Below are 25,160 nucleotides of genomic sequence, written 5' to 3' on the forward strand. Positions count from 1 at the left end.
CCCTCTTTCCATCCCGCCACCGCACATCAGGATAAGCGACTTAATTTACCGAAAAACACGGAGAAAACTCAGCAACAAAGCGCAATAAAACTTGCTAAGCATCTCAAGTCTGCGTATGAGAATCCAGGAAATAGTCCCACCTTTATTAGCGCAAAACGCAGGGTGGTTTCGTTTAGACAGAGAATAATTTAGAACGATAAACGTTGCGTAGGGGCGAATGGCCATTCGCCCCTACCAGATCCGTGAAATGGCGACTTTAGAATTTATTTTGCAAAATGAAACCACCCTGCTTATTAGCGCAAGAAGCGCTATGGGATCAGATCAGCAAATTGAACTCTTTGAGCGCGGGTAGAAAGTTTTTGTTTTCGTGGCTAGGGCGACTGAGTTTAATCAGCGCAAATCGCTGCAGCGGTGTGAGCGACTGCCACTGTGATAGGTCAATCTGGGCATCAAACTCTTCAGCTTTCGCCTGAGTTTGCGGGGGAACGGTGGTGGCATCTAGCCAGTCTGGATTCGGATCAATATCCAGTGTTTTGGCCGGACTGCCGTTGTACTGTTCCACTAACGATTGGGTGCGATCGCAATAATCCTTCACTTCCCCCGGTGTTTCACAGGGCAAATTCACCAGCATTTCTCGTTCAGCCTGACTGAACTGGTGCCAGTGTTCCAGCTTCAGCTTCACACCACAGGTATCGAGCTTGTAGCGCACCTGCATCGGAATGCAGCGGAGAGATTCAACAAAATCAGATTCAAACTTAAAAAATTCAGCCATCGGTTTCAGTCTTACTTCATCGAACGTCGCGGACTTGTGGCTCGAATGATCCAGTAGCTGATTGATAGAGCAAAAATCGCGACCGCAAGGCCAATGATTTTGGTTCCAGGCGTATTGTCAAAGTCCAGCACAATAATTTTTCGCGCCACGGCAATCAGTGAAGTTGCCACTACTAACTCCACATGAATGGAATGATCACGCAGATAGGCCGTGACATTTTCGAGAATTTCCAGCGCAATCAGGATATTGAGAAACAGCCCAAAAATAGTGATCAGATCAACCGAAAATTGTCCATAGGGTACAACTAACAGCTCTTTCCCCAGAAAAACTATTAAGTTGATTACCGCCCCGATCAACACCAATACCATCGCAATCGAGAGGATCTTGGAGACAATTACCTCTACAGTTTGCACCAGGCTTAAAAACGTCTGATTGCGGGTTGCTCGACGGAAATATCGATAGGGAAGTCGCCATTTCATGGTGGATTCAAAGCGGAATAGTACGGCAAAGGCTGCAACTATCCAACTTTACATGGAATTTGCCGACTCTTAATATACGAAACGATTAACCTAATCATTAGCCACAGCATCAATGGAAGTCTCTGGCTATTGAGACCTCCACTCCATCAGTCACCTGAGCGGGGTCACCAGATTGGAACGCGAAATTGCCGCTTCCTCCTCTTTCTCTTGGTAATCGTCTCGATGGGTACTTAGCGGCACAAGCTGCACCGCGCAAGCTTTCAGCTCTGGCTGCAGGGAATCGGGACAGGCAGCAGAATGGGTCATGGCATTCGCTTCGGCATAATCGGCCCACAGTGCGCCCCAGTGCATCGGCACAAATACCGTTCCAGGCGTAATCGCTTTGGTAACTTTCACCTCAAAGCGGCCAAATCCGCGCCGCGATCGCACTTCGACCCAATCCTGATCGTCTACATGAAGCCTATCGGCATCCTTGGGATGAATCTCAATAAACGGCTTCGGGTGCATTTTGGTGATCTTCTCGATCCGTCCGGTGCGGCTCTGGGTGTGCCAGTGGCCGTAGAGCCGTCCCACGGTGAGCACAAAGGGATAATCCGGATCGGGCGGTTCCGCTAAACCTTTGGCGTGATAGGCACCAAATTTAGCTCGACCATCGGGCGTCAGAAACTGTAAGTTCGTGTAGAGCCGCTTCGCACCTCGCGCTGCTGGCGTTTCGTCTTGGGTTGAACTATCGGGACAGGGCCACTGAATCGGGCCTTCGCGCCGTAGTCGTTCGTGGCTGAGTCCGGTCATATCACAAATGCGATCGCGGGTTAGTTGCACAAACTCAGCATAGACTTCGGCACTGGAGGTGAACCAAAACTCTTTTTCGAAGCCAAGACGCCGACCGATTTCAGCAAAAATTTCCCAATCTGCCTTGGCATCACCAACCGGATCGCGAAACGCCGGACAGAGCGTCACCATTCGTTCTGAATTGGTCATCACGCCCGTTTTCTCGCCCCACTGCGCCGCTGGTAAGAGCACATGGGCATAGTCAGCGGTTTCGGTGGGATAGTAGGCATCCTGATAGATCGTGAACGGCGACTGGCGCAGGGCAGCCTGTGTCCGCTTGATGTCGGGCATACTGACGGCGGGATTGGTGGCCGCAATCCAAAGTGCGCCAACGGTGCCGTCCTCCAGCCCCGTAATCATGTCCCAGGCAGTGAGACCAGGAGTGGCCGGAATGCGGCCTTCCGGTAAACCCCAAAGCTGCTCCACCTGGCGGCGATGTTCCGGATTTTTTACCACCCGGTACCCCGGCAGAATGTGCGACAATCCGCCCGCTTCCCGTCCGCCCATTGCGTTCGGTTGCCCCGTCAGCGAGAATGGCCCCGCCCCTGGCTTGCCAATATTGGAGGTCATCAGGTGCAGATTAATCAGCGTCCGAACCTTGGCAGTACCCTCGCTCGATTGGTTAATGCCCATTGACCAGAGCGACAGCACCCGCTCCGACTCAGCCCAGTAGCGAGCCGCTTTTTCTAAATCACTCATGGAAATGCCGCACTGTTGCACCACCAGTTCCGGCGGATAATGACGGATAATCTCAGCGTAGTCTGAGAAACCCTTCGTACATTCATCAATAAAGATTGTATCCAGCGTTCCCCATCGCATCAGCAGGTGGGCGATACCGTTAAGTAATTGAATATCCGTACCGGGTTTAATCGCCAGATGTAGGTCGGCGGCCTCGGCGGTTTCGGTACGGCGCGGATCAACCACAATCATTTTGACGCTGCGGTTTTTCTTGTGGTGCCGCCGCAGCCGATTAAACACAATTGGGTGGCACTCAGCCGTATTGGTGCCAATCAGAAAGGCACAGTCCGTCTCTTCCAAATCGTCATAGGTACAGGGCGGGCCATCGGTACCGAAGCTCTGGATATATCCAGCCACAGCAGATGACATGCAGAGTCGCGAATTGGCGTCAAAATTATTGGTACCGAGACAGCCTTTCAGTAGCTTCTGTGCGGTGTAATAGTCCTCGGTTTGAAACTGGCCAGAACCATACATACAGATGGCATCTGCACCCTGAGTATCGAGCACCTGACGCAGCCGAGTGGCGATGTGATCATAGGCTTCTGCCCAGGACACGCGCTGAAATGGCTCATCCAGCGAATAGCGCAGCATTGGGTACTTGAGCCGATCTTTATCGATAGATTCGGCAATGGTGGCACCCTTGACGCAAACGAGTCCCTTGCTCGATGGATGGTTGCGATCGCCCCGCACCTGCCAGGTTGGATTACCTTGTTTATCGCGATTGACGGCTTTCCCCGGTAGTGCTGGGGGCAAAACTTCCAAACCACAACCAACGCCACAGTATGGACAGAGAGTTTTGGTCGGGGTGGGTGCTGTCATAGTTCCTCCGCAATAACCGATGCAGCTTTCTGATATCTAATATCTGATATAAGTAAGTTGGCTAACTAAATGCAGCTACTTATGAGACTAAGAGACTGGAGCCTAGACTATGCCAAGCCCCAGTCCGATGGAGTTCAACGCGAACGAATTGCACGAGGCATCAAGTAAAACGTTGATAGAACGGTTCGTAAACGCTCACTAAATGACGCGAGACTCGCCATCTGCAAAGGCAGGTACGCTCTCAGGATGATACTCTTCCTCGCCCTCGTGGAATTCTGCGAAGGAACCTTTCGGCTCGTTCAGGACGAATGCACAGAGGAAACCAACGATCAGCGAGGCAATCCCTAGTGTCTGGAAGAAGATAGCGTTACCAACCGCACCTTCAGGCAGGAAGCTGTAGAGCGTCAGGTAGCAAACCGCGCCCACGTTACCGTATGCACCGACGTTACCCGCAATCTGGCCCGTGACGCGGCGCTTAATCAGCGGCACGATGGCAAAGGTGGAGCCTTCACCCGCCTGGACGAAGAAGGAGCAGGCCATCGTCAGCAGTACCGCAGCGGGCAGCCACCAGCCGGAACCCACGCTACCCATCATCAGGTAGCCGATACCCATACCTAGAGTGAGAACCGCCATTGTCCATTTGCGGCTACCTAGCTTATCAGAGATTAAGCCACCACCCGGACGAGACATCAGGTTCATGAACGCGTAGCTAGCCGCAATCATCCCGGCAGCCGCTTTGCTCAAGCCAAAGGTCAACTCAAAGAAAGCGGGCAGCATCGAAACAACGGCTAGCTCAGAACCAAAGTTGACGACGTAGGTGAGTTCGAGAATAGCAACCTGCTTGAACTGATAGCGATCTTCTGCTGGATAAACTTTGCGACCCGTCATCAGGTCACTGTTTACGCTCCATGCCTTGTATGCCTGGAATGCGTAAAGAGCCGCTAAACCAGCCCAGATGACGTACAGCGTTCCTTGACCATAGAGTCCAACTTTGGTTAAGCGCCAAGCCAGGAGAGCCAACACGCCGATTAAAGGTACATTCATGGCTAACAGGAACCAGAAGTCGCGCTTGGAGGTGACTTCCATGCCGCCGTGACGACTGGGGCGCTGATAGGTGCGGCCTTCGGGGGTGTCACTAACGCTGAAGAAGTAGAATACACCGTAGAGAGCAGCGATGATACCTGTACCTGCGATCGCAGCTCGCCAGTTGAGCAGAGCTTCACCACCAGCCGCCGGAGCGCCGAACGCCAGCCAAGCCGCAATGGTCGGGAGGGTGAATGCCGCAGCCGCTGAACCGAAGTTACCCCAGCCGCCATAGATGCCTTCCGCAGTTCCAATTTCCTTGGGTGGGAACCACTCTGCAACCATACGGATGCCGATTACAAAGCCTGCGCCGACGATACCCAACAGCAGACGGCCAATCACCAAGCCTGTGAAGTCCTGAGCCGCTGCGAAGATGAAACAGGGAATCGCCGCATAAACCAGCAGGACTGAATAAGTAATTCGAGGGCCAAACTTGTCCAGCAGCATCCCAATGATGATCCGGGCTGGGACTGTCAAAGCTACGTTACAGATAGCTAGAGTCCGAATTTGGGTAACTTCGAGGCCCATATCTTCAGCAACCGCAGTTGCCAATGGCGCAAAGTTAAACCAAACAACGAACGATAAGAAAAAAGCAAACCAAGTTAAATGTAAGACGCGGTAGCGACCGTGCGTCGCTCTCGTTACTAGCTCCGTGAGCATGTCACACCTTCCTAAATCATCAGCGAGCAAAACAGTGAGTACTAGGGGCAAATCCTGCTCGAAAACTTACCCCGTGCGATTGTGCTGTCCTATTGGAGAAGTTAGGCTTCCACCATTTCCTGCTTAGGATGAGCATCAAACTTTTCGATCAGTAAATCTCGGAGCAGAGGCTTCAAGTCCTCGCAGGGAATCCCTTTCATCACACAGGAACCAAGTTGAGCATCCTTGCCCACTTTGCCGCCCATGTAAATATCCACTGCTTCCACGGTCTTGCCGTCCTTACGAGTCTTGGTTCCCATGAGGCCAATGTCAGCAACTTGAGGCTGACCGCAAGAGTTAGGGCAACCTGTCCAGTGAATGCGGACAGACTTGGGTACATCTAGCTCCAGATCCAGCTCATGCACCAGCGCCAGCGCCCGATTCTTGGTTTCAATCAGGGCAAAGTTGCAGAACTGATTCCCTGTACAGGACACCAAAGCCCGCTCCAGTGCAGGTGGATCGATGGTGAAAACCTTGAGCAGTGGCTCTTTGAGCAAGTCCTCTAGTCGAGAATCTGGCACGTTGGGAATAATCAGATTTTGCTCAACCGTGAGCCGAATCTCGCCATCGCCATAGACTTCTGCAATCCGCGCCAGCTCGAACATGTCCTTGGCATAGAGCCGACCGATGGGGACATGCAGCCCCACGTAGTTCAAGCCATCCTGCTTTTGCGGATAAACGCCGACGTGATCTCGCTTTTCCCAAGCGATTTCGTCTTTTTCAGCTTCCGGCTGGAGGGGTTGACCTAACTGCTGCTCAACCTCGGCCCGGAATTTATCCATGCCCCATTCGTCAATCAGCCACATCAGCCGCGCTTTTTGCCGATTCGAGCGCAAACCGTTGTCGCGGTAAACTTCCAGAATGGCGCGGCTGAGGTCAACCACCTGATCCGGTGTTACCCAGGCATTGAGTGGCACCGCCGCTTCACACCGCTTAGCGGAGAAGAAGCCCCCCACTAAAACGTTGAAGCCAAAGGTGCCATCCTTGAAGGCCGGAACATAGGCGATGTCGTTGATTTCAGCGTGAACCGAATTATCCCGACAACCTGCGATCGCAATATTGAACTTACGCGGCAGATTGGTAAACGCTGGGTTGCCTTCACCGCCGTTGGTGATCATGTCCTGCACTTGCTTGACCAGATCACGGGTATCCATCAGCTCATCAGCATCAATGCCCGCCACAGGCGAACCTGTGATGTTGCGAACATTGTCCATGCCAGACTGAATGCTCGTCAGGCCAACCTGCTCAAAGCGGCGGAAAATATCCGGCACATCCTCAATCCGAATGCCGCGCAGTTGGAGATTCTGCCGCGTGGTGATATCGGCATTACCGTCATCACCGTAGCGCTGAACAATTTCCGCCAGCACCCGCATTTGAGCGCTGTTGATGATGCCACTGGGCATCCGCAGACGCAGCATGAATTTGCCAGGAGTCACCGGACGGAAGAAAACGCCCAGCCATTTCAGCCGATGATCGCGATCGTCGGTATCAATCGCTTCCCAGCCAATCTGAGCGAAATGGTCAAGCTCTTGCTTAACAGCCAGTCCATCCTTCTCAGCCTTAAACTTCTCGAATTTATTAAGCCCGGTTGTCGGTTTTGTGCCTACGTTGGTCACGATACTAACCTCTATCCCTACTGTTGGGCTTTGCTTCAAATACAAAACCTAGATTTCAAAAACCTAGTACGGTTAATTTTGGAGCTATTTTAAGCAATCAATTTTCTCATCAATGTTCAATTTGAACGTCTAAATTCCACATTGCAACTGCCCCAGCACTTTGATTGAGAAATTCAAGAACTCAAGCCATTGCAACGTCAAACGATTACTCAAATGCTGCTCAACAAGCTTCCACATCTCAAAAAACAACTACGCAAAAAGTTGGGCTGGCTTTATTTAAATTCTTCCAAAGGAATGATTCTATTTTTAGTCACCAGCCTCAACACTTAGCTGTTGAAATCTACAAACGCAGGATAAAAATTTGAATAAATTGATCTCCTGAAGTTCTGTAGTAATGATGTCTGGAATCAAGTTATTCAAAAAGAAAGTTGCTTTTTGTAACTTCCACTACCGTTTTCGTTTTCTGTCGCTTTTTCCGCATAGGGCTTATGCACAAACCGCATTATGCGAGCAAATTTGGCGATACAAAGCAGGCTCAAATAGCCTGATTGTGGGCTTTTTAGCGATTTCCGATGCTGCTTAGGCAGCAGATGCGATCGCAAACTTATCGCTTCATCTAGCGTTCTGAGACAGTTTGAACCACATCAAGGGCAAATTCAGCACTTTTGTCCAATAAACAGCAATAATCCACTAAAACAACAAATTATGGACTTTTGAGGTTGACGTTTGAGATTCAGCTGAAATATACCTAGAGATCTGGAGAGCAACAGTTGATTGATTTAGGCTCAGCCCAACATCTGAAATCATGACATCGGATTAGTTTTCTTAATTCAACTGTTCAAGCTGACTTAATTCAAAGAAGCAGAAGATTTTAAAGTCGATGGCAAATTTTGTAACTCCACAAAATAATTAAATTAGCCCAAATGTATAGACAAGATGCAAAAGCTGAATGACTAGCATTCTCTTTTTGCATTTCAGCCCGCAATTTTGCAACTTTAGTCACAGAAGAAAACAGAAACCGTATTCAACCTAAAGAAGAGAGTTTTATTTGCACCACGCGATTTTTGCTTATGGTTGCCTCGCTTCTTCGTTTCATGGGTTCAATCCGATTAGCCGTGCCGCTGCTAGTTGCGATCGCAAGTATCCTAGTTTGGGCGACATTTTATGAAACCCAAGTCGGCTCAGCCACGGTGCAGCAGCAGATCTACAAAAGCCCGTGGTTTGGCGGACTGATGTTTCTGCTGGCCGTGAACCTAGGTATTTCGGCGCTGAGCCGCTATCCCTGGCGCGGTGCCCGCAAGGTCGGCTTTGCCCTGACCCACATGGGATTGATTGTGCTGATTGCGGGATCGGCAGCGGTGATTCACCTGAGCGTAGAAGGGATGCTGCTGGTGCGCACCGACAGCCTAGCGAACAATCGAGTGCGGGTGGAAGGTGAACTGCTGGAAGTCGCATCACCAGGGCAACCGACCCAGCAAGCAACCATTTACATCAAGCCGGACAATTCGGTGTCACCCGATCAGTTTGCGGGCTTCAAGCTGCTGAACTATCAGGAAAACACAATCAAATCGGTCAGCTTTACCAATGATGGCGAGGTGGAAAATCCAGCAGTGCGGTTGAGGTTGAACAGCGATCGCATGGGCCAAACCCTAGAGCGTTGGCTGGCCTTAGCGCCCAGTGGCTATCGACAAATGGAGATTGGCCCAGCCCAGTTGGAGATGGTGCGAGCTGAGGATGAGGTGGCACTTCAGCAGTTACTCACGGCTCCCCAGGAATCGGCCACGGGGCAGTTTGGCGTTTTGAGCGTGAACAGTCCAACTACGGCTCAAACGACGCAAACAATTGACGTACAGCAAGCGCTACAGAAATCCCTTAGCATCGGCAATTTGCAGATTAAGCTATTGGGTTTCTGGCCCGATTTCCGCCTCAATGGTCAGAACCAGCCTGCAACCGCATCTCAACAGTTGCAGAATCCGGCAGTTCAGCTTGAGATCAGCCAGGGTGAGACTCTAGAGCACTGGTATGTGTTTGCCAAACCTGATTTCGAGCCAATTCGGACGCTGGTTTCCGGCGAATCCCTCGACGTGCAGATTGATTACACCGTTGAACCGCAAGATCCAGCCGATTACTTCCGGGTGATTGTCGCACCGGATGACACGCTGTACTATGCCGCGCGTTCCTCCAAAGGCTTCCAATCCGGTCAGCTCACGGTCGGCCAATCCGTCACACCGGGCTGGGCCGATTTTCAGATTTCGCTAGCGGACTATTTAGACCACGCGCAGGTCAATCGCCAAATTGTGCCCGTTCCGCCTGAATTTGCGGCAGGCAGTCCGGCGCTGCTGGTCGAAGCACCCAACGGCCAACAGCAGTGGCTACCCTGGGGCGAACCCACTGCGATCGCAACTCCTGATCAGGCTCAAGACTATTATGCGGCCTTCAGTCCCCGCATGTTGGAACTGCCGTTTGCGGTCAAGCTGAAAGATTTCATTGTTGAACGCAACGAGGGCAGCGAATCCGTCGCCATGTGGACGAGCCAAATTCGCATCGATGATCCGCACAACGGTCGCGTTGAGCACCGCAATGTCTGGATGAATCATCCCACGTGGTATCAGGGCTGGAAGATTGCTCAAGCGTCTTGGAATCCCGGTGACTTAGAACAATCCACCCTCCAGGTGAAGCGGGAACCGCTTTGGGTGACGGTGCTGACCTGGAGCGGTTCGGCCTTGGTGATTGGCGGGATTGCGGTGATGTTCTATGGGCCAGGGCTGATGAAGTCGCGTAAATCTCGTAAGGAAGCGGTTAAAGGTGAGGGTGTTGAGGGTGCGATCGCAACTTCTAAACCTTCCGCCAAACAGATTCCGCATGAAACACCAGACATTACACAACCGGACGAATCCCCCGTATTAGCGGGTCGCAATTAACCGATACGTAGGGACGAATGGCCATTCGTACTTGTTTAGCGTAGCCATACGATCCCCCGCTATCGCCGCCCCCTTAAAAAAGGAGCTATTCCAACTCTGACTCAAAGTTCCCCCTTTTTAAGGGGGATTTAGGGGGATCTATGCAGAGTGTCACGCTAAACAAATACGGCCATTCGCCCCTACAAGAGTGTCGATTTGTGTGCACATCGCGTGACAAATACATCCGATACGTTGGGTCAGGGCAAATGGCCATTTGCCCCTACAGACGCAAATTCCACACCATACACGCCATCAAGACGGAACGCCATAAATCATGATGAAAGCGCTGAAATACTTCATTGGTCTTTGCCTGGGCATTTTGCTGATTGTGCTGCCGCTCAGCCAGTTTCAGCCCTCGCAGACAGAATCACTGCAAACGCTAGCCGTTCAGCTCGATGGCCGCAAAAAGCCGCTGGATACCGTCGCTCGTGAAACCGTCGCCAAGATTCACGGTTCCACCCACTACACCTTGAGTAGTGGGGAAAAGCTGGACTATCAGCAAGCGTACCTTTCCATGTGGTTCAACAACCGCGATTGGAACGATGAACCGTTTGTGCTGTTCAGCTACCGCCCGTTAAAGGAATCGCTAGGCTTAGACGTAGAGCGCAAGTATTTCAGCTTTAAGGAACTGGCCTATTCGGGACTGGGTGAGGTCATCTTAACCGCCCGTCGCAAGCAGCTTGAGGACGAAGACCCAACCCGCGATGAGCGCGAGGCGCAAACGATTGAAGAGCGTTTAGATTTGATGCTGCGGACAGTCGGCACAGGGAACTTGCCGCTGGTGCCCCATCCCAGTGACATCAAGGGCAAATGGGTCAGCTTGGCCGAGGCCACCGAGTACTACTCACCAGAGCAAACGGCGGCACTGCAAGCCCAGTTTGATCAGCTCAAGCAAGTTTATAACCTGAGCGATCGCAACACAGAAACCATCAACGCGATCGCATCAGAACTGCACCAAAATCTGGTAAATCTCAGTCCCGATGTTTATCCTGCGCCAAGTATTCTCTTGACAGATTCGTTGGAACGAATTTTAAACTGGTTGCACCAAAATAAGCCATCATTTGCTTCATCTTTACAACCCGGCTTAAGCGAAATTGAAATTCGAGAGATGTTAGAAGAATATGAATTTCCTCTACTTTTATCTCGTGAATTTTATGAACTATATCAGTGGCGAAATGGTGTGCCCTATGGAGATGAAGAAGTCATAAGTTTTTTGCCTGGTTATGCCTTCAATTCTTTGGAATATGCTTTGGATCAATACGCAGATTTAAAGGAGTCTTCTGATTTTTGGAAAGCTGAATTACTTGACTCGTTGCCTATCTTTACACGAGATAGCGAAGAGCATCTCTATATTAGAGGAAGTGAAGAGCGGTTAGATTGTGCTCCTGTTTTACATCACTATGCGGAATTTGGAGAGCCTACAATTTCATATCATAACCTTACAAGAATGATGCAAGTAACTGCAGAATGCTATGAGACAGGAATATATTATATTAGTGAATACGGAGACTTTGAAATAGATGAATTTAGAGCACGGGAAGTTTATCAACATTATACAACACTCCGGACAGATTTAGGAGACTATCGCCCCGTAATCAAGCAGCTTTTGGTAATTAGGATGGGATTTAATTAAAGTCGGCTCCAAGTCAAACTGGTCAATAAATCGGTCTAAAAGATGTTGGTTGAGGGCCAGTCGTTTGAAAGAGGCGAGCGAGAAGCTCAGCGAATCATCGTCTTTCTGGTTGTTTTGCAACGCGACTTTAGCCAGGTTCAGTGCCATCAAACTGGCATTGACATGGGTGTCTATCGCTTCGGCAGAGCGAGCTTGACAGTCCACTAACCCGGTAAACTGACGAGCATCACGGAAAATAAATTCAATCTGAAATCGGGCCGTGTAGCACCGGTAAAGGAGGAACGGGTCAATGTTGAGGTCGGTAGAAAACAGCACGACATAACTGCGGCGACCCCGATGCTCTTTGAGCAGATAGGCCAACCGGATGTTGCGCTTGAGGCTGACCGACCAAACGATGGCGGTATAAAGATAAACTCCATCGTCCAAGCGTTTGACCAACTGAAATCGTCGGTGGTCTTGCAGGTTGACCTTGCCGTCAAAGCGTCGAGGAGCACCTCGCCCTTGGTATGGCCCCTCATAGAGGAACTTGAGGTTGGCATCACAGCGCAGTTTGCCAATCGCATGAAACCCGAGTTGCACCACGCCAGTGACCCACTTGTACTTGCTGTAAAACCCGTCGGCGACAATGTAGCGAATCCAAGTGGGGAAGAACGTCAGGCAGTAGGCCAGATGCCCCAGATAGAAGTCAATCCGGTTGCCCTTCGCGCCCTTTCCCTGTTTCGAAGACGCTCTCAAATGAGGTAAGTCTGCCTCGGTTTGCTGGGCAGACAGCGTGTACCCTGTATTCTGCTCCAGATCGACAATCGCCACCACTGACAGTTCTAAGCCCCGTTCTGGACGCTGGGTTTTACCGTTGTAGAACTGGTCTAGACCGTAGGTGTGCCGTCCACTTTTTTCCATAAAGGTGCAATCGACCACTGCGACCTGAACCGCCTCGTCTCGTCTTAATGGTTCTATCAGTGCTTGATTGAGTCCTTCGAAGCCAATGCCCCGTTCGAAGTGTCGACGGTAACTTCGCTCGCTTAAGTCACTGTAACGACTGAGGTTGGCGTAGTTCACCTTGCCACAGACCACGAAAATTGTGGTCATCAAGGTCAACAAAAACTGTTGTTGGGGTTTACCAAATGGCCTGCTGTCTCCAGCAAACCGGTTAGAATCCGATTGAGGCTATCCATTGGTGCGACATGTTAGGTACATTCGCACTCTACACGGTGGATAGCTTTCTTCGCACTCTCCCAAAAACTGTCCGGACTGTTGATTATAATGAAGCATAAGATAACTACATTTATTTCAGCCCAACCATCTACAGCGATCTCACCTTTCGCGTAGGGGCGTTAAACATTGCTGTAACGCACTACAAGATCTGCGATCGCACTTCAAGTAATTAGGAGTAATTAAGGTGGTAAATCCGTATAACCCTTCTGAACCCTCTCTAGCAGAAAAGATAGACGCTTTACGAGAATCTGGAGACAGAGACTTGCTAATCATGGCTATGGCCGACGTCATAAGGGAGGCTAGAGCCAAAGGAAAAGCTTTCGATGCAGATCCCATAGCAGTGCTCGAAAAGCTACTAGAGAAATACATCAACGCGAAATACTTTGAAATCAATAACAAATAGCCTTAGCAGTTGCACATCTCGCATAGAGTGCGTTAAACATTGCTGTAACGCACTACAAGATCTGCGATCGCACTGATGCGATAAGATGGCAAACGCCCTGCCCTTAGCGCCAGTCGATGAAAACCGACACCCTGTTTTATGCTCTCTTTCAATCCATGCCCAGTCTCTTGTTTGAGCTGATGGGTCAGAGCACAGCCGAGGCCGTCGGATACCAATTTGCCTCCATCGAACTCAAACAAAGCGCCTTTCGAGTCGATGGCGTCTTCCTGCCGCCTGAGTCCACCCCAGATGCACCCGTCTATTTTCTAGAAGCTCAGTTTCAGCGAGATGCACTTCTGTACCGCCGACTGTTTGCTGAAGTCTTTCTATACCTAAAACAGAATCCCAACGTACGTCAGTGGCAAGCCGTCGTGCTGTATCCCAATTCCACTATCGAAGTGAATGAGTCAGACACCTTTGGCGCATTGCTGAACTCGTCCCATGTGCAAGTCATTTACCTAGATCAACTGGGTGCGATTTCAGATCTAACACCCGGTTTAGGCATTCTCCGACTATTGGTCGAACCTGAGACAACGGTACCTGAAGCCGCGCGAGGACTCATTGAGCGAGTGCAACAGTCTCCTCTGGCGACTGCGGATCAAGGAAAGCTCGTAGAATTGATAGAGACGATTGTTGTCTATACGTTTCCCCGGCGAACGCGAGAGGAGATAGCTGCTATGTTAGGCATCACCGATTTGAAAGAGACCCGTGTGTATCAGGAGGCTCGCGAGGAAGGTCGCGAAGAAGGTCGCCAAGCAGAAGCCAGAACACTGATTCTCCGACAGCTCACGCGCAAGCTCGGTGACCTGCCGGAGGCACTGCAAAACCAAGTGAATCAACTCTCGCTAGAGTCCCTAGAGGTGCTGGGAGAAGACCTGTTTGATTTTGCTGATGTTTCGGAGTTAGAGGCTTGGTTCGTTCAGCGGGATGACCCAAGTCAACCCAACTCTGATTAGCTCAGCAAGCTGGCTAAGGTGCGATCGCATTAGTCACATTTCATGACGGTTATTGAGTCCAGGTCATAAAGTGCGATCGCACTTCTCTAGCCACTGACCCATTGCCGCAGGGCTAAGCAATCCTCGATATTATGAAGGAAGTTTAAGAAAATCCAGCTTACGTTTTTATATATGACTTCTCACGCGATCGTAGTGAACCCGCTCGAAAAGCTGTCCTGGACATGGCGCGGGCATCAGATTTGCTACACCGTCCAGGGCACTGGCGAACCACTGGTTTTAATTCACGGCTTTGGCGCATCCATCGGCCACTGGCGCAAAAATATTCCCGTTCTGGCTGAAGCTGGCTATCGAGTTTTTGCCGTTGACCTGCTCGGCTTTGGCGCATCAGACAAGCCCAATTTGGACTACTGCATCGAACTGTGGCAGGACTTGCTGCATGACTTTTGGCACGCGCATATCCAGCAGCCAGCCGTCATGATCGGCAACTCCGTTGGCGGGCTGCTCAGCCTGATGATGCTGGCCGATTATCCTCACATTGCATCGGGCGGTGTGTTGCTCAACTCCGCTGGCGGTTTGAATCATCGTCCCGAAGAGCTGAACCCCATCCTCGGCTTGATCATGGGCACCTTCGCTAAAGTGGTCAACTCCGACTTAATTGGCCCCTTTATGTTTGATCAAGTCCGTAAACCCCGCCGCATTCGCAACACCCTCAAGCAGGTTTACTACGATCAATCTGCTATCACTGACGAACTCGTTGATATTCTCTATCAGCCTTCCTGCGATCCGGGTGCCCAAAAAGTATTTGCCTCCGTCTTAGCCGCTCCGCCGGGGCCGAAGCCAGCCGAGCTGCTGCCCAAGATCGAACAGCCGCTACTCGTCCTCTGGGGCGACAAAGATCCCTGGACACCGATTAAAGGAGCCGGGATTTATCAAGACCTCAGTGAAAAGTGCGATCACATTCAGTTCCACCCCATCCCCAACGCCGGACATTGTCCCCACGACGAGAATCCAGAGACGGTGAATGCCTATATTTTGGAGTGGTTGGCGCAGCGTTGAAGAGGTGAGAAGTGAGGAGTGAGGCGAGAGGAGTGAGGCGAATTGCCAAGCTACTCAGTCCTCAAAATCCAAAATCCAAAATCCAAAATTCACAACACTTGGCACGCTTAAAACTGCGATCTCAGCCACATTCCCAGCAGTCACATTCCAAAATGATTGGGTACAATGCCGGAATAGCATCTGTCTATGTTGATTATTCTGTCAGCCTATATCAAGTCTGTGTGTAAGAACCCGATTTATTTATTGTGAAACGTTTGCTCCGCAAACGTTTCACAATAAATAAAATAATGAGTTTTCAACCAAAATGGGTTTTCAACCAAACTTGATATTGATCGTTACTGCCCACCGTTTGTCGGTTTGAAGGCTCGTTGTATGTCCTCTCCCCAACCTCCCCAACCCCCCAAGCAGACACCGCCCAAATCAACGGTCTTGGGTGCGCTCACTCAGGCATTTCAGACGGTTCAGGCCAAGGTTGATTTCTCCAAGCTGGCGCTGAGACCGGATTCTCAGGTGGCTAAGCTGCTGATTCAGGATGACCGCAACCAGAAAAGCGAAGAATATCCGCTCCTGGGAGATTACTACGTTCTCGGTCGCAGTTCGCGCTCCTGTGACATTGTGGTGCGTAACCCGATTGTCAGCCAGGTTCATCTCTCGGTAAGACGCGAGGGACAGGGGCGGCATCGCTATGTGCTGCATGATGAAAACTCGACCAACGGCATTTATCGCGGCAAACAGCGCGTGGCCGAGGTGCCGCTGCGTCATCAAACTAGCTTTACCCTTGGCCCACCGGAACTGGCCGAATCGGTGCGGGTTCAGTACCTCGACCCGCCGCCGTGGTACCTCAAAACTCTGCGCTATGGTTTATACGGAATTTCAGGTCTGACCGGACTAGCCGTGCTGCTGATCGGCGTGGAATGGACGAAATTTTCCACTCGCCCCATTCCCAACTCGGTGCAAGGCCCAGTAATTGTCTACGCGCGGGATGGTGAAACGCCGCTGCGGGAACCCAACACCCAAGTTCACGTTGAATTTCCCCGACTGTCAGACTATTCTCCCTATTTGCCCCAAGCCGTGATTGCGTCGGAAGATGCACGTTTCTACTGGCATCAGGGCGTTGATCCGATCGGTATCGTCCGCGCGTTGGTCACCAATATTCGGGATGGTGAGATTCGCGAGGGGGGGAGTACTGTCACCCAGCAGCTAGCCCGCAATATTTTCCGGGATTACGTTGGCACCCAGGATACGGCGGGGCGTAAACTGCGGGAGGCGATCGTGGCGCTGAAAATGGAAACGTTTTACAGCAAAGACTCGCTGATGCTGACCTACCTCAATAGGGTCTACCTGGGCAGCGGCAACTACGGGTTTGAGGATGCTGCCCAGTTTTACTTTGGTAAGTCCGCCAGAGACTTAACGATTTCAGAGGCGGCGACGCTGGCAGGAATTTTGCCTGCGCCGAATGCGTTTAATCCGGTGCGTGACTATCAGACCGCGATTGATCTACGCAATCGGGTGATCAATAACATGTTGAAACTCGGCATGATCAGCCAAGAAGAGGCACAGCGGGCACGGCGATCGCGGATTGAGATTTCGCCCAGGGCACGGGAAGACTTGGAAAGTACGATCGCACCCTATTTCTATGATCAAGTCTTCGCTGAAATCGAAGATTTGCTGGGGACGCAAGTAGCCCAGGAAGGCAATTTCATTGTCGAAACCGAACTAGACCTTAACATGCAGGCCCAGGCCGAAGCAGCACTGGAAGAAGCCGTGCAAACCGATGGTCGCAGCTACGGGTTTAGCGAAGGAGCCGTGGTGACGCTGGATTTCACGGATGGCAGCGTCCTAGCCATGACGGGCGGCACAGACTATAACCAGAGCCAGTTTAATCGCGCGACTCAAGCGCTGCGACAGCCTGGATCAACTTTCAAGATTTTTGCCTATGGAGCAGCCCTAGAGCAGGGCATTTCGCCGGGAGCAATGTTTTCCTGTTCACCTCTGGTGTGGCAAGGGCAGCAGTTTGAGGGCTGTCGGACGGGCGGCGGCAGCATTGATATGTATGCTGGGTTAGCTCAGTCTGAAAACGTTGTCGCTCTCCGCATTGCTCAGGAGACTGGCCTGAACAGCGTGATTCAAACAGCGCGGCGACTGGGCATTGAGTCGGATTTGCAGGCGGTTCCAGGGCTGATTTTGGGTCAGAGCGAGGTGACGTTACTGGAATTGACGGGTGCGTTTGGTGCGATCGCAAATGAAGGTCTGCGCAATCGTCCCCACACGATCAGCCGCATTCTCGACGGTTCCGACTGTGAAAATGCGGAAGATTACACCACCTGCCGCGTTATTTATGACCAGGAGCTAGACAGTGAGGCCGATGTACCCGTGCTGTCAGCAGAAGTGGCCGATACGCTGATCGGTCTGATGCAGGGCGTTGTGCAGTATGGCACCGGACGCAGTGCCGCTTTGGGATTAGGTGAAGGCGGCAAAACCGGAACCACCAACGACAACCGCGATCTCTGGTTTGTTGGCTTTGTGCCCGGTCGTGATCTGGTGACGGGCGTGTGGCTGGGCAATGATGACAATGCGCCGACAGATGGCAGTAGCGCCCAGGCCGCAACCGTTTGGGGCGATTACATGAATCGTGTGGTTCAGTAGACTGAAGATAATGATACTAGAGGATCTTGCCGGATTTTCTCGGTTGTTTACTTCCACTACCTCAGCCGAATTCTGAAAGACCTGCAAAGAAATCCAGGGATCAGCTGCGTTATTCTGTAACGTAGGGTTGCATTTAATGTGCTGTAACTCCTGGGCAATTAATGTCAAGTCTGTGTATGAGAACCCAATTTATTTTTTGTGAAAGCTTGGCCTGGCCAAGCTTTCACAAAAAATAAATTATCGGGTTTTAACCGGATTTCGCATTTAGAGAACCGATTTAGAACCGATTTAGAACCGATTTAAGGAGCCTCCCTGATGTCTTGGAATGAGTCTACGCCAGTTCCCGATCGCATTTTTAGCTGCATGGCTTACCTGCTGCCGCTAGCCGACGGCATTGTGTTTGGTATTCCCCTGTTTAAGCAGTTTCCGATTTTGGCAAACCTGCTGATTCCCGTTTCTCCTGTCCTAGTGCTTTACAACACCATTCCATTTGCGGGCATTGCCATTTTCTTTGCTCTATTCTTGCTGGTTGTCCGCAATGACAGCGTCAGCCACTTCATTCGCTTCAATGTGCTACAGGCGATTCTGCTGGACATTATCCTGATTGTTTGCCGCCTGATTCTAGGCATTTTGATTCCGGCGGTTGGTCAAGGTTTGTTGATGGAAACCTTATTCAACACCGTCTTCTTGGGACTAACGGCCTGTATCATTGCATCGGTTGTCCAGGCTATTCGGGGCCAGTATGCTGAAATTCCAGCGATTTCAGATGCTGTCAATGCCCAACTCCCTCGATAACTGCGATCGCAGGTTTTGCTTGCGTTGATTCAGGAATAGTTCATTTAGGCATACGTAGTTTAGAGACACGTAGAGGAACTCATTACTTATGGTTTGGCGTGGGCGTAATAATGCACTCGATCGGTTTTGGTCTTGTCTCGTATATCTACTGCCGCTAATGGAGGCACTTGCATACAGCGACCCTTTCTTTAATATGTTTCCAGCCGCTCGATTTATTTTGCTTCCTCTGCTGCCATTTTTCAGCATTTATGGGGCGATTAGCCAAGCAATTCCGTTTGGCGGATTAGTCATTTTCTTTGCGCTTTTTTTACTCGTGGTGCGAAACAATCGCATTCTTCACTTTATCCGTTTCAACACGATGCAGGCCCTCCTAATCGGTATTGCTCTCTCGATCGTCGGTTTACTGTGGTCGCTGTTGCCAGCTAGAGCTATCCCTGCCCTGATTACGGAAGTCGTGTTCAATACCCTTTTCCTGGGAGCTGCGATCGCAGTTATTTATTCGATCGTGCAAACCATTCGGGGCTTATACGCCGAAATTCCTGTTGTTTCGGAAGCAGCCTATGTGCAGACGCGCCATTGACGCATTGTCGTATCGTCACATTCCCAATTAGCAGCTAAATCCCCCAAAGTGTATGATCCATGCACTTTTGGGGGGGGTATTACAAACTACGGAGCATCTGGAGCTGTCTCCGTATCTGCCAAATCGACTGAATTTGTTACGGGCTTGCGCGTTTGCACCGGATTTTCTAAGCGACCGATGCCTTCAATCTCAATGCTGACATAATCGCCATCTTCAATCGATCCAACACCTTCAGGTGTACCCGTTAGGATGACATCACCGGGAAACAGCGTCATGATTTGGCTAATGTATGAAACCAAAAACGCTGGCGAGAACACCATCTCGTCTATCCCAACTGATTGCACGGGTTCTTCTTGGTCATTCAAAAACGTTTGTAGTCGCGCCCCAGGGCTGACTTCCCGCACAATCCAAGGGCCTAGCGGACAAAACGTATCGAAGCCCTTTGCCCTCGTCCATTGATTATCCCGCCGCTGAAAGTCGCGAGCCGTCACGTCATTGGCAATGGTATAACCCCAAATGTAGGAATAGGCTTCTTCAATTGAGCAATCAACGCAGCGCTCACCAATGACTAAGGCCAATTCACCCTCGTAATCCACCCGCTGCGACTGGGGAGGGCGCAAAATCGGGCTGCCGGACGCGATTACGGTAGTAGAGGGCTTTAAGAATAAGAGTGGCTCTTGGGGCACTTCCCCGCCCATTTCGGCGGCATGCTTCACGTAGTTTTTGCCGACCGCGACAATTTTAGACGGAGCGCAGGGAGCCAGCATAATGTAGGTGTCTGGTTCTAAGACCAAGCTGGTTGGTTGACCACCAAGCCAGGGGGGAGCGTCCAGCGTTTTAACCTGTCGATCAGGCTGGAGCAATCCGTAATGCAGTTTTTCCTGCTCCTTGGTTTGTACCCGGACATAACGTTGAGCCATAACACCTGCCAATTTATTGTTATGATTGTAAGTCCTTGCCTCTTTTTTAGAAGCGGCTCACAAAATTTTTAGGTTTGCTGATTACCCTCAAAAAATCCTAGATTTTAAAGCTAGCACTGGAAGAGGCCACATTCGTGTCCATAAGGAGAGTTTGTTTTCCATGAACCAGTACGAAACAATGTATATCCTCCGATCTGATCTCGGAGAAGAGCAAGTTGATCAGGCAATTGTTAAGTTTCAGGATATCTTGAAAGAGCAAGGTGCCAATATTCTTGATACTCAGCACCGCGGTAAGCGCCGCTTGGCCTACGAAATTGATCGCCAGCGGGAAGGTATCTATATTCAAATGAATTATGAAGCTCCCGGAGATGCGATCGCAGTTATGCAAAAGGCAATGCGCTACAGCGGCGACGTACTGCGCTATTTAACTCTCCAGCAAGAACTACCCAAGGAAGAAGCAGAAGCGGTTTAAGCTCCAGTTTCAATCTAAAACCCAAAAAGAGAGGTTCTGAACCAGAACCTCTCTTTTTGTTGTTTCACGGTGCAGATATACAGACCAATTGTAGGGGCGGGTTTAGCCGACAAGTTGTCGGTTCTCAACCAAACTGATCAACAAAACCCGCCCTTACAGGTAGAGCTAAAACCGATGACGTTTCGTAGGGGAGAATGGCCATATAGCCCTTTGGGCATGGCTACGCTAACGCCCCTACAAGATGGTTTTCAGATCTTCATCAAACTGATCTTACGCTTCGTCTAATGCTGCGATACCCGGCAGTTCCTTGCCTTCAAGCAGTTCGAGGCTAGCACCGCCACCCGTGGAAATGTGGCTCATTTGGTCAGCAACGCCGACTTTCTCGACTGCCGCAACTGAGTCGCCACCGCCGATGATGGTGATGGCATCTTTCTTGGTTAGGTCAGCTAGCGTATATGCGATCGCTTCTGTGCCCTTGGCAAACTTGTCGAACTCGAACACACCCATTGGGCCGTTCCAGATCACGGTCTTGCAGTCAGCCAGCGCATCTTGGAACACTTTGATCGAGTCGGGGCCGATATCCAGACCCATCCAGCCATCGGGAATGGCTTCAACGCTGACCGTTTGAGCATTGGCATCAGCGGCGAAGTTGTCAGCAACCACAACGTCGGTGGGCAGCAGCAGCTCGACGCCTTTCTCTTTTGCCTTGGCTTCCAGAGACTTGGCCAGTTCCAGCTTGTCTTCTTCAACCAGAGACTTACCGACGCTCAGGCCACGCGCCTTGTAGAAAGTGAAGATCATGCCGCCGCCGATCAGCAGCTTGTCTACCTTGTCGAGCAGCGTCTCGATTACGCCAATTTTGCTAGAAACTTTGGAACCACCGATGATGGCAGCTAGCGGCTGCTTAGGAGATTCGATCGCGCCCTTGAGGAACTTCAGCTCCTTCTCGATCAGGTAGCCAGCAACAGAGGGGCTGAGGTAGTGGGTCACACCCTCGGTGGACGCGTGAGCCCGGTGAGCGGTACCGAATGCGTCGTTGACGTACAGGTCAGCATTGGCGGCAAGCTGCTTAGCAAATTCGGGATCGTTCTTTTCTTCACCCGCGTAGAAGCGCACGTTTTCCAGCAGGGCCACTTGGCCGTTAGACATGCCGTTGATGGTGGACGATACTTCATCACCGATGCAGTCGTCGCACTTGATCACGTCCTGACCAAGCAGTTCAGACAGACGCTTCGCAACCGGGGTCAACCGCATGCTGTCCTTGACTTCACCCTTGGGACGACCCATGTGGCTAGACAGGATCACCTTTGCCCCTTTGGATGTTAGATCCTGAATCGTCGGCAGTGCAGCCCGGATGCGAGTATCGTCGGTGATTTCGCCTTGGTCATTTAAAGGAACATTGAAATCAGCACGAATAAACACTCGCTTACCGGATACATCGGCTGCCGACAGGTTTGCCACGGTTTTCTTAGCCACGAATAAATCCTCCTGGTTGCGTCTAAGCAAAAATACCTATTAAATATCCCAATCATCTCATAATGCGATCGCAGATGCACGACTAACCCCCAAAACATCAGCGAGTCAGCTGCTTCAGCACAAACGGCATCACAAGCAGCCGCAGAACAGTCATGGGCCTGAATTTGCCATTTCAACACATTCAAGCAACGTGACTGCGGCCACTATTGGGCATATCCATAATCATCTTTGTGTAAGGCTATGATTGAAACACTCATGCCTTGCCAAGCCACTCGCATTCTACCGGAAATGGGGATCGCCTCAGTTCACGGGCGATGAATTGCTTGAAATTCTGGAGAATGCCAGACAACCTGTGAAAAGATTGATTGATAACTGTGTCCTAGTGGCCGTCAGGCATGGTACTCCATAGTTATCTGCTCTAGAAATCAGCAGGTTTAGGACGGGGGAATACACAATGTTTGACAAGATCTTGTTCCCAGTTAATGCAACTCGTGAGTCACGGGAGGCCGCTGAGCTTGTCGCTGAGATGGCCAAGATCCATAATAGTCAGCTGCACGTGCTGACCGTAGTCGAAGAAAACGCTGCTGAGCGTGATCCAGCCCATTCACCAGAAGTAATGGCGCGTTTACTCGAAGAGGTTAAAGCCTTCTTTACCAAAGCTGGTTTGTCGGCTGAAGGTCAAGAGCGCCAAGGGCTACCGGCCTTTGTGATCTGTGATGTAGCGGATGAATTAAATGCAGATCTCATCATCATGGGATCGCGCGGCATGGGACTGATTGAAGATGGCGCTTCGGAAAGCGTTAGCAATCGAGTGATTAACCTATCGCCTTGTCCTGTTTTGATTGTTCCCTAGTATTTAGAATCCATGATGCAAACTCCTCCAATTCAGTGGTATCCAGGCCACATTGCCAAGGCCGAGAAAGCACTAATGGATCAGCTGAAGCGGGTGGACGTTGTACTTGAAGTTCGTGATGCCCGCATTCCCCTAGCGACTCATCACCCAGATGTGGTGCGATGGACTGAGGGAAAAGAACGAGTCCTGGTACTCAACCGCGTCGATATGATTCCCGGTGACGTGCGCGACGCTTGGACAACCTGGTTTCGCGAGCAGGGAGAAGTGCCATACTTCGCCAATGCCAAACAGGGTAAGGGCACAAGATCTGTGGCGAAAGCGGCCCAAACCGCAGGGGAATCGATGAACCAGCGCCGCCTCGATCGCGGTATGCGTCCCCGTGCGGTTCGAGCCGTGGTCATCGGCTTTCCCAACGTTGGCAAATCAGCTTTGATTAATCGACTCGTCGGGAAGCGTGTCGCCGATAGCGCCCGTCGAGCAGGCGTCACACGACAACTCCGCTGGATTCGCATTTCTGATGAGCTGGAATTACTGGACGCGCCGGGAGTACTACCGTCTCAGTTGGAAGATCAGGAAGCCGCCGTCAAACTAGCGCTCTGTGATGACATCGGTGAAGCCGCTTACGATAACCAACGAGTTGCCGCAGCGCTGATTGAACAAATTAAAGCGTTACAGGCAAGAGCCGAATGGATGCCGCCCGATGTGTTGCGATCGCGCTATGAACTCGACTCAACTGATCTCACCGGGGAGTCCTATTTAGCGGAATTAGCAGAACAGAAGTATCAAGGCGATGTGGAGCGAGTCGCTCGCCAACTGCTGAATGATTTTCGGAAAGGCACTTTAGGTGCGATCGCGCTTGAACTTCCACCGAATTAAAATCTTCACAATCGTTAATACTGTGTAGCAACTCTTAAGGTCTAGAGCTTCATTCCACTCCAAGAGCTTGATAGACTGAGGTTCATGGCAATAAATGCCAATTCGTCTATTTATCCATCGGCACAGATTAAAAGCGCGTAAAACGACTCATGGTAGATTCCCTCAAGAAACCTGAATTTAATGAGATCCGGCCTGGTGTTAAAGCTCCGGCTCAGGACACCATTCTGACGCCTCGTTTCTACACCACTGACTTTGAAGAAATGGCTCAGATGGATCTTTCCGTCAATGAAGACGAACTGCAAGCCATTCTGGAGGAGTTTCGGGCTGACTACAATCGCCATCACTTCGTACGCAATGACGAGTTTGCTCAATCTTGGGATCACATCGATGGAGAAACCCGTCGTCTGTTCGTTGAATTTCTAGAGCGTTCTTGCACAGCAGAATTTTCTGGTTTCTTGCTCTACAAGGAACTGGGCCGTCGCCTTAAGGATAAGAATCCTACCCTGGCAGAGTGCTTTTTGCTGATGTCGCGAGACGAAGCGCGTCACGCTGGCTTCCTCAACAAGGCGATGTCCGACTTTAACCTACAGCTTGATTTGGGCTTCTTGACTAAGAGCAAGAAGTACACCTTCTTCAAGCCCAAATTCATTTTTTACGCGACCTATCTATCTGAAAAGATTGGTTACTGGCGCTACATCACCATTTATCGCCATCTGGAGTCCCATCCAGAAAACCGGATTTATCCTATCTTCCGCTTTTTCGAGAACTGGTGCCAGGATGAAAACCGCCACGGTGACTTCTTCTCAGCTCTGATGAAGTCTCAGCCCAGCATCCTCAACGACTGGAAAGCAAAGCTGTGGTGCCGCTTCTTCCTGCTGTCGGTCTTTGCCACGATGTACCTGAACGACATTCAGCGCAAAGATTTCTATGCTTCTATCGGTTTGGACGCACGGGACTACGATATTCTCGTCATTCAGAAGACCAATGAGACGTCTGCTCGCGTCTTCCCTGTCATCCTCAATGTGGATCATCCCGACTTCTTCAAGCGGCTCGACAAGTCCACCGAGCACAACGCAGCCTTAAGCGAGATCGGCAAGTCGAATCAGCCTGCACCGATCAAGCTCCTGCGTAAGCTGCCTCACATCCTGGCCATCGGTGGTCACATGCTGAGCCTCTATCTGATGAAGCCCATTGATGTCACCCAAACTCGCAACACTGTTCTCTAAGACTGCTATCTAAAAGA

The 25,160-nt window shown here is 50.8% G+C and carries 20 protein-coding genes; 12 read left to right on the plus strand and 8 right to left on the minus strand.

Annotated features, from left to right (window positions below; genetic code table 11):
• Positions 1–316: 316 nt before the first annotated feature.
• From AC286M_RS13960 to AC286M_RS13980, 5 genes are all read right to left on the minus strand, one after another.
• Positions 317–772, minus strand: a complete 456-nt coding sequence (locus AC286M_RS13960; protein WP_488204967.1) for a nitrate reductase associated protein — start codon at positions 770–772, stop codon at positions 317–319.
• 11 nt (positions 773–783) lie between these two features.
• Positions 784–1,251 (minus strand): phosphate-starvation-inducible PsiE family protein, encoded by a 468-nt coding sequence (locus AC286M_RS13965; protein WP_488204968.1) that lies wholly within the window; start codon positions 1,249–1,251, stop codon positions 784–786.
• 150 nt (positions 1,252–1,401) lie between these two features.
• Positions 1,402–3,639, minus strand: coding sequence for a molybdopterin oxidoreductase family protein (locus AC286M_RS13970; RefSeq protein WP_488204969.1), 2,238 nt, complete (start codon positions 3,637–3,639; stop codon positions 1,402–1,404).
• A gap of 198 nt (positions 3,640–3,837) precedes the next feature.
• Positions 3,838–5,382 carry an MFS transporter gene (locus AC286M_RS13975; RefSeq protein WP_488204970.1) on the minus strand — a complete coding sequence of 515 codons (1,545 nt, stop codon included), beginning with the start codon at positions 5,380–5,382 and terminating at the stop codon, positions 3,838–3,840.
• Between the two features lie 101 nt (positions 5,383–5,483).
• Positions 5,484–7,037: a ferredoxin--nitrite reductase gene (locus AC286M_RS13980; RefSeq protein WP_488204971.1), complete on the minus strand. Its 1,554-nt coding sequence runs from the start codon at positions 7,035–7,037 to the stop codon at positions 5,484–5,486.
• Between the two features lie 1,094 nt (positions 7,038–8,131).
• Here AC286M_RS13980 and AC286M_RS13985 point away from each other — a divergent pair.
• Positions 8,132–9,958, plus strand: a complete 1,827-nt coding sequence (locus tag AC286M_RS13985) for a cytochrome c biogenesis ResB family protein (protein ID WP_488204972.1) — start codon at positions 8,132–8,134, stop codon at positions 9,956–9,958.
• Positions 9,959–10,271: 313 nt separating this feature from the next.
• Positions 10,272–11,630 (plus strand): SMI1/KNR4 family protein, encoded by a 1,359-nt coding sequence (locus AC286M_RS13990; protein WP_488204973.1) that lies wholly within the window; start codon positions 10,272–10,274, stop codon positions 11,628–11,630.
• Here the strand turns inward: AC286M_RS13990 and AC286M_RS13995 are convergent.
• Positions 11,571–12,719: a transposase gene (locus AC286M_RS13995; RefSeq protein WP_488203420.1), complete on the minus strand. Its 1,149-nt coding sequence runs from the start codon at positions 12,717–12,719 to the stop codon at positions 11,571–11,573. The two genes, AC286M_RS13990 and AC286M_RS13995, sit on opposite strands and share 60 nt — an antisense overlap.
• Before the next feature lie 310 nt (positions 12,720–13,029).
• Between AC286M_RS13995 and AC286M_RS14000 the strand changes: the two genes are divergently transcribed.
• The 6 genes from AC286M_RS14000 to AC286M_RS14025 all read left to right on the plus strand — a co-directional run bounded on the left by AC286M_RS14000 (position 13,030) and on the right by AC286M_RS14025 (position 19,320).
• Positions 13,030–13,248, plus strand: coding sequence for a hypothetical protein (locus AC286M_RS14000; RefSeq protein ID WP_488204974.1), 219 nt, complete (start codon positions 13,030–13,032; stop codon positions 13,246–13,248).
• 116 nt (positions 13,249–13,364) lie between these two features.
• Positions 13,365–14,243, plus strand: coding sequence for an Rpn family recombination-promoting nuclease/putative transposase (locus AC286M_RS14005; protein ID WP_488204975.1), 879 nt, complete (start codon positions 13,365–13,367; stop codon positions 14,241–14,243).
• A 171-nt stretch (positions 14,244–14,414) separates the two neighbouring features.
• Positions 14,415–15,299, plus strand: coding sequence for an alpha/beta fold hydrolase (locus AC286M_RS14010; protein WP_488204976.1), 885 nt, complete (start codon positions 14,415–14,417; stop codon positions 15,297–15,299).
• Positions 15,300–15,671: 372 nt separating this feature from the next.
• Positions 15,672–17,945, plus strand: a complete 2,274-nt coding sequence (locus tag AC286M_RS14015; protein WP_488204977.1) for a PBP1A family penicillin-binding protein — start codon at positions 15,672–15,674, stop codon at positions 17,943–17,945.
• A gap of 315 nt (positions 17,946–18,260) precedes the next feature.
• A complete protein-coding gene (locus AC286M_RS14020) occupies positions 18,261–18,740 on the plus strand; it encodes a Tic20 family protein (RefSeq protein WP_488204978.1) in 480 nt (159 codons plus the stop codon).
• 88 nt (positions 18,741–18,828) lie between these two features.
• Positions 18,829–19,320 (plus strand): Tic20 family protein, encoded by a 492-nt coding sequence (locus AC286M_RS14025; protein WP_488204979.1) that lies wholly within the window; start codon positions 18,829–18,831, stop codon positions 19,318–19,320.
• An 86-nt stretch (positions 19,321–19,406) separates the two neighbouring features.
• On the opposite strand, the gene AC286M_RS14030 is transcribed toward AC286M_RS14025, so the two are convergent.
• Positions 19,407–20,240 (minus strand): fumarylacetoacetate hydrolase family protein, encoded by an 834-nt coding sequence (locus AC286M_RS14030; RefSeq protein WP_488204980.1) that lies wholly within the window; start codon positions 20,238–20,240, stop codon positions 19,407–19,409.
• A 160-nt stretch (positions 20,241–20,400) separates the two neighbouring features.
• Here AC286M_RS14030 and rpsF point away from each other — a divergent pair, with 160 nt between their 5' ends.
• A complete protein-coding gene (gene rpsF / locus AC286M_RS14035) occupies positions 20,401–20,712 on the plus strand; it encodes a 30S ribosomal protein S6 (RefSeq protein WP_488204981.1) in 312 nt (103 codons plus the stop codon).
• 270 nt (positions 20,713–20,982) lie between these two features.
• Here rpsF and AC286M_RS14040 read toward each other — a convergent pair whose 3' ends face one another.
• Positions 20,983–22,188, minus strand: coding sequence for a phosphoglycerate kinase (locus AC286M_RS14040; protein WP_488204982.1), 1,206 nt, complete (start codon positions 22,186–22,188; stop codon positions 20,983–20,985).
• 454 nt (positions 22,189–22,642) lie between these two features.
• On the opposite strand from AC286M_RS14040, the gene AC286M_RS14045 reads away from it, so the two are divergent.
• The 3 genes from AC286M_RS14045 (at position 22,643) to acsF (ending at position 25,143) form a co-directional block, all read left to right on the plus strand.
• Positions 22,643–23,041, plus strand: a complete 399-nt coding sequence (locus tag AC286M_RS14045) for a universal stress protein (RefSeq protein ID WP_488204983.1) — start codon at positions 22,643–22,645, stop codon at positions 23,039–23,041.
• A gap of 12 nt (positions 23,042–23,053) precedes the next feature.
• The gene (gene ylqF, locus AC286M_RS14050; protein ID WP_488204984.1) at positions 23,054–23,917 is read left to right on the plus strand and encodes a ribosome biogenesis GTPase YlqF; all 864 of its coding nucleotides are present in this window, start codon (positions 23,054–23,056) and stop codon (positions 23,915–23,917) included.
• Positions 23,918–24,066: 149 nt separating this feature from the next.
• Positions 24,067–25,143, plus strand: coding sequence for a magnesium-protoporphyrin IX monomethyl ester (oxidative) cyclase (acsF, locus tag AC286M_RS14055; RefSeq protein WP_488204985.1), 1,077 nt, complete (start codon positions 24,067–24,069; stop codon positions 25,141–25,143).
• Positions 25,144–25,160: the final 17 nt, after the last annotated feature.

This window comes from Thainema salinarum CENA647 (assembly GCF_057732415.1).

Excerpts from the sequence above, each read along its gene's own strand:
- AC286M_RS13960 (WP_488204967.1), bottom strand. The coding sequence starts at position 772 with ATGGCTGAATTTTTTAAGTTTGAATCTGATTTTGTTGAATCTCTCCGC.
- AC286M_RS13965 (WP_488204968.1), bottom strand. The coding sequence starts at position 1,251 with ATGAAATGGCGACTTCCCTATCGATATTTCCGTCGAGCAACCCGCAAT.
- AC286M_RS13970 (WP_488204969.1), bottom strand. The coding sequence starts at position 3,639 with ATGACAGCACCCACCCCGACCAAAACTCTCTGTCCATACTGTGGCGTT.
- AC286M_RS13975 (WP_488204970.1), bottom strand. The coding sequence starts at position 5,382 with ATGCTCACGGAGCTAGTAACGAGAGCGACGCACGGTCGCTACCGCGTC.
- AC286M_RS13985 (WP_488204972.1), top strand. The coding sequence starts at position 8,132 with ATGGGTTCAATCCGATTAGCCGTGCCGCTGCTAGTTGCGATCGCAAGT.
- AC286M_RS13990 (WP_488204973.1), top strand. The coding sequence starts at position 10,272 with ATGATGAAAGCGCTGAAATACTTCATTGGTCTTTGCCTGGGCATTTTG.
- AC286M_RS13995 (WP_488203420.1), bottom strand. The coding sequence starts at position 12,719 with ATGACCACAATTTTCGTGGTCTGTGGCAAGGTGAACTACGCCAACCTC.
- AC286M_RS14005 (WP_488204975.1), top strand. The coding sequence starts at position 13,365 with ATGAAAACCGACACCCTGTTTTATGCTCTCTTTCAATCCATGCCCAGT.
- AC286M_RS14010 (WP_488204976.1), top strand. The coding sequence starts at position 14,415 with ATGACTTCTCACGCGATCGTAGTGAACCCGCTCGAAAAGCTGTCCTGG.
- AC286M_RS14015 (WP_488204977.1), top strand. The coding sequence starts at position 15,672 with ATGTCCTCTCCCCAACCTCCCCAACCCCCCAAGCAGACACCGCCCAAA.
- AC286M_RS14020 (WP_488204978.1), top strand. The coding sequence starts at position 18,261 with ATGTCTTGGAATGAGTCTACGCCAGTTCCCGATCGCATTTTTAGCTGC.
- AC286M_RS14025 (WP_488204979.1), top strand. The coding sequence starts at position 18,829 with ATGGTTTGGCGTGGGCGTAATAATGCACTCGATCGGTTTTGGTCTTGT.
- AC286M_RS14030 (WP_488204980.1), bottom strand. The coding sequence starts at position 20,240 with ATGGCTCAACGTTATGTCCGGGTACAAACCAAGGAGCAGGAAAAACTG.
- rpsF (WP_488204981.1), top strand. The coding sequence starts at position 20,401 with ATGAACCAGTACGAAACAATGTATATCCTCCGATCTGATCTCGGAGAA.
- AC286M_RS14045 (WP_488204983.1), top strand. The coding sequence starts at position 22,643 with ATGTTTGACAAGATCTTGTTCCCAGTTAATGCAACTCGTGAGTCACGG.
- ylqF (WP_488204984.1), top strand. The coding sequence starts at position 23,054 with ATGATGCAAACTCCTCCAATTCAGTGGTATCCAGGCCACATTGCCAAG.
- acsF (WP_488204985.1), top strand. The coding sequence starts at position 24,067 with ATGGTAGATTCCCTCAAGAAACCTGAATTTAATGAGATCCGGCCTGGT.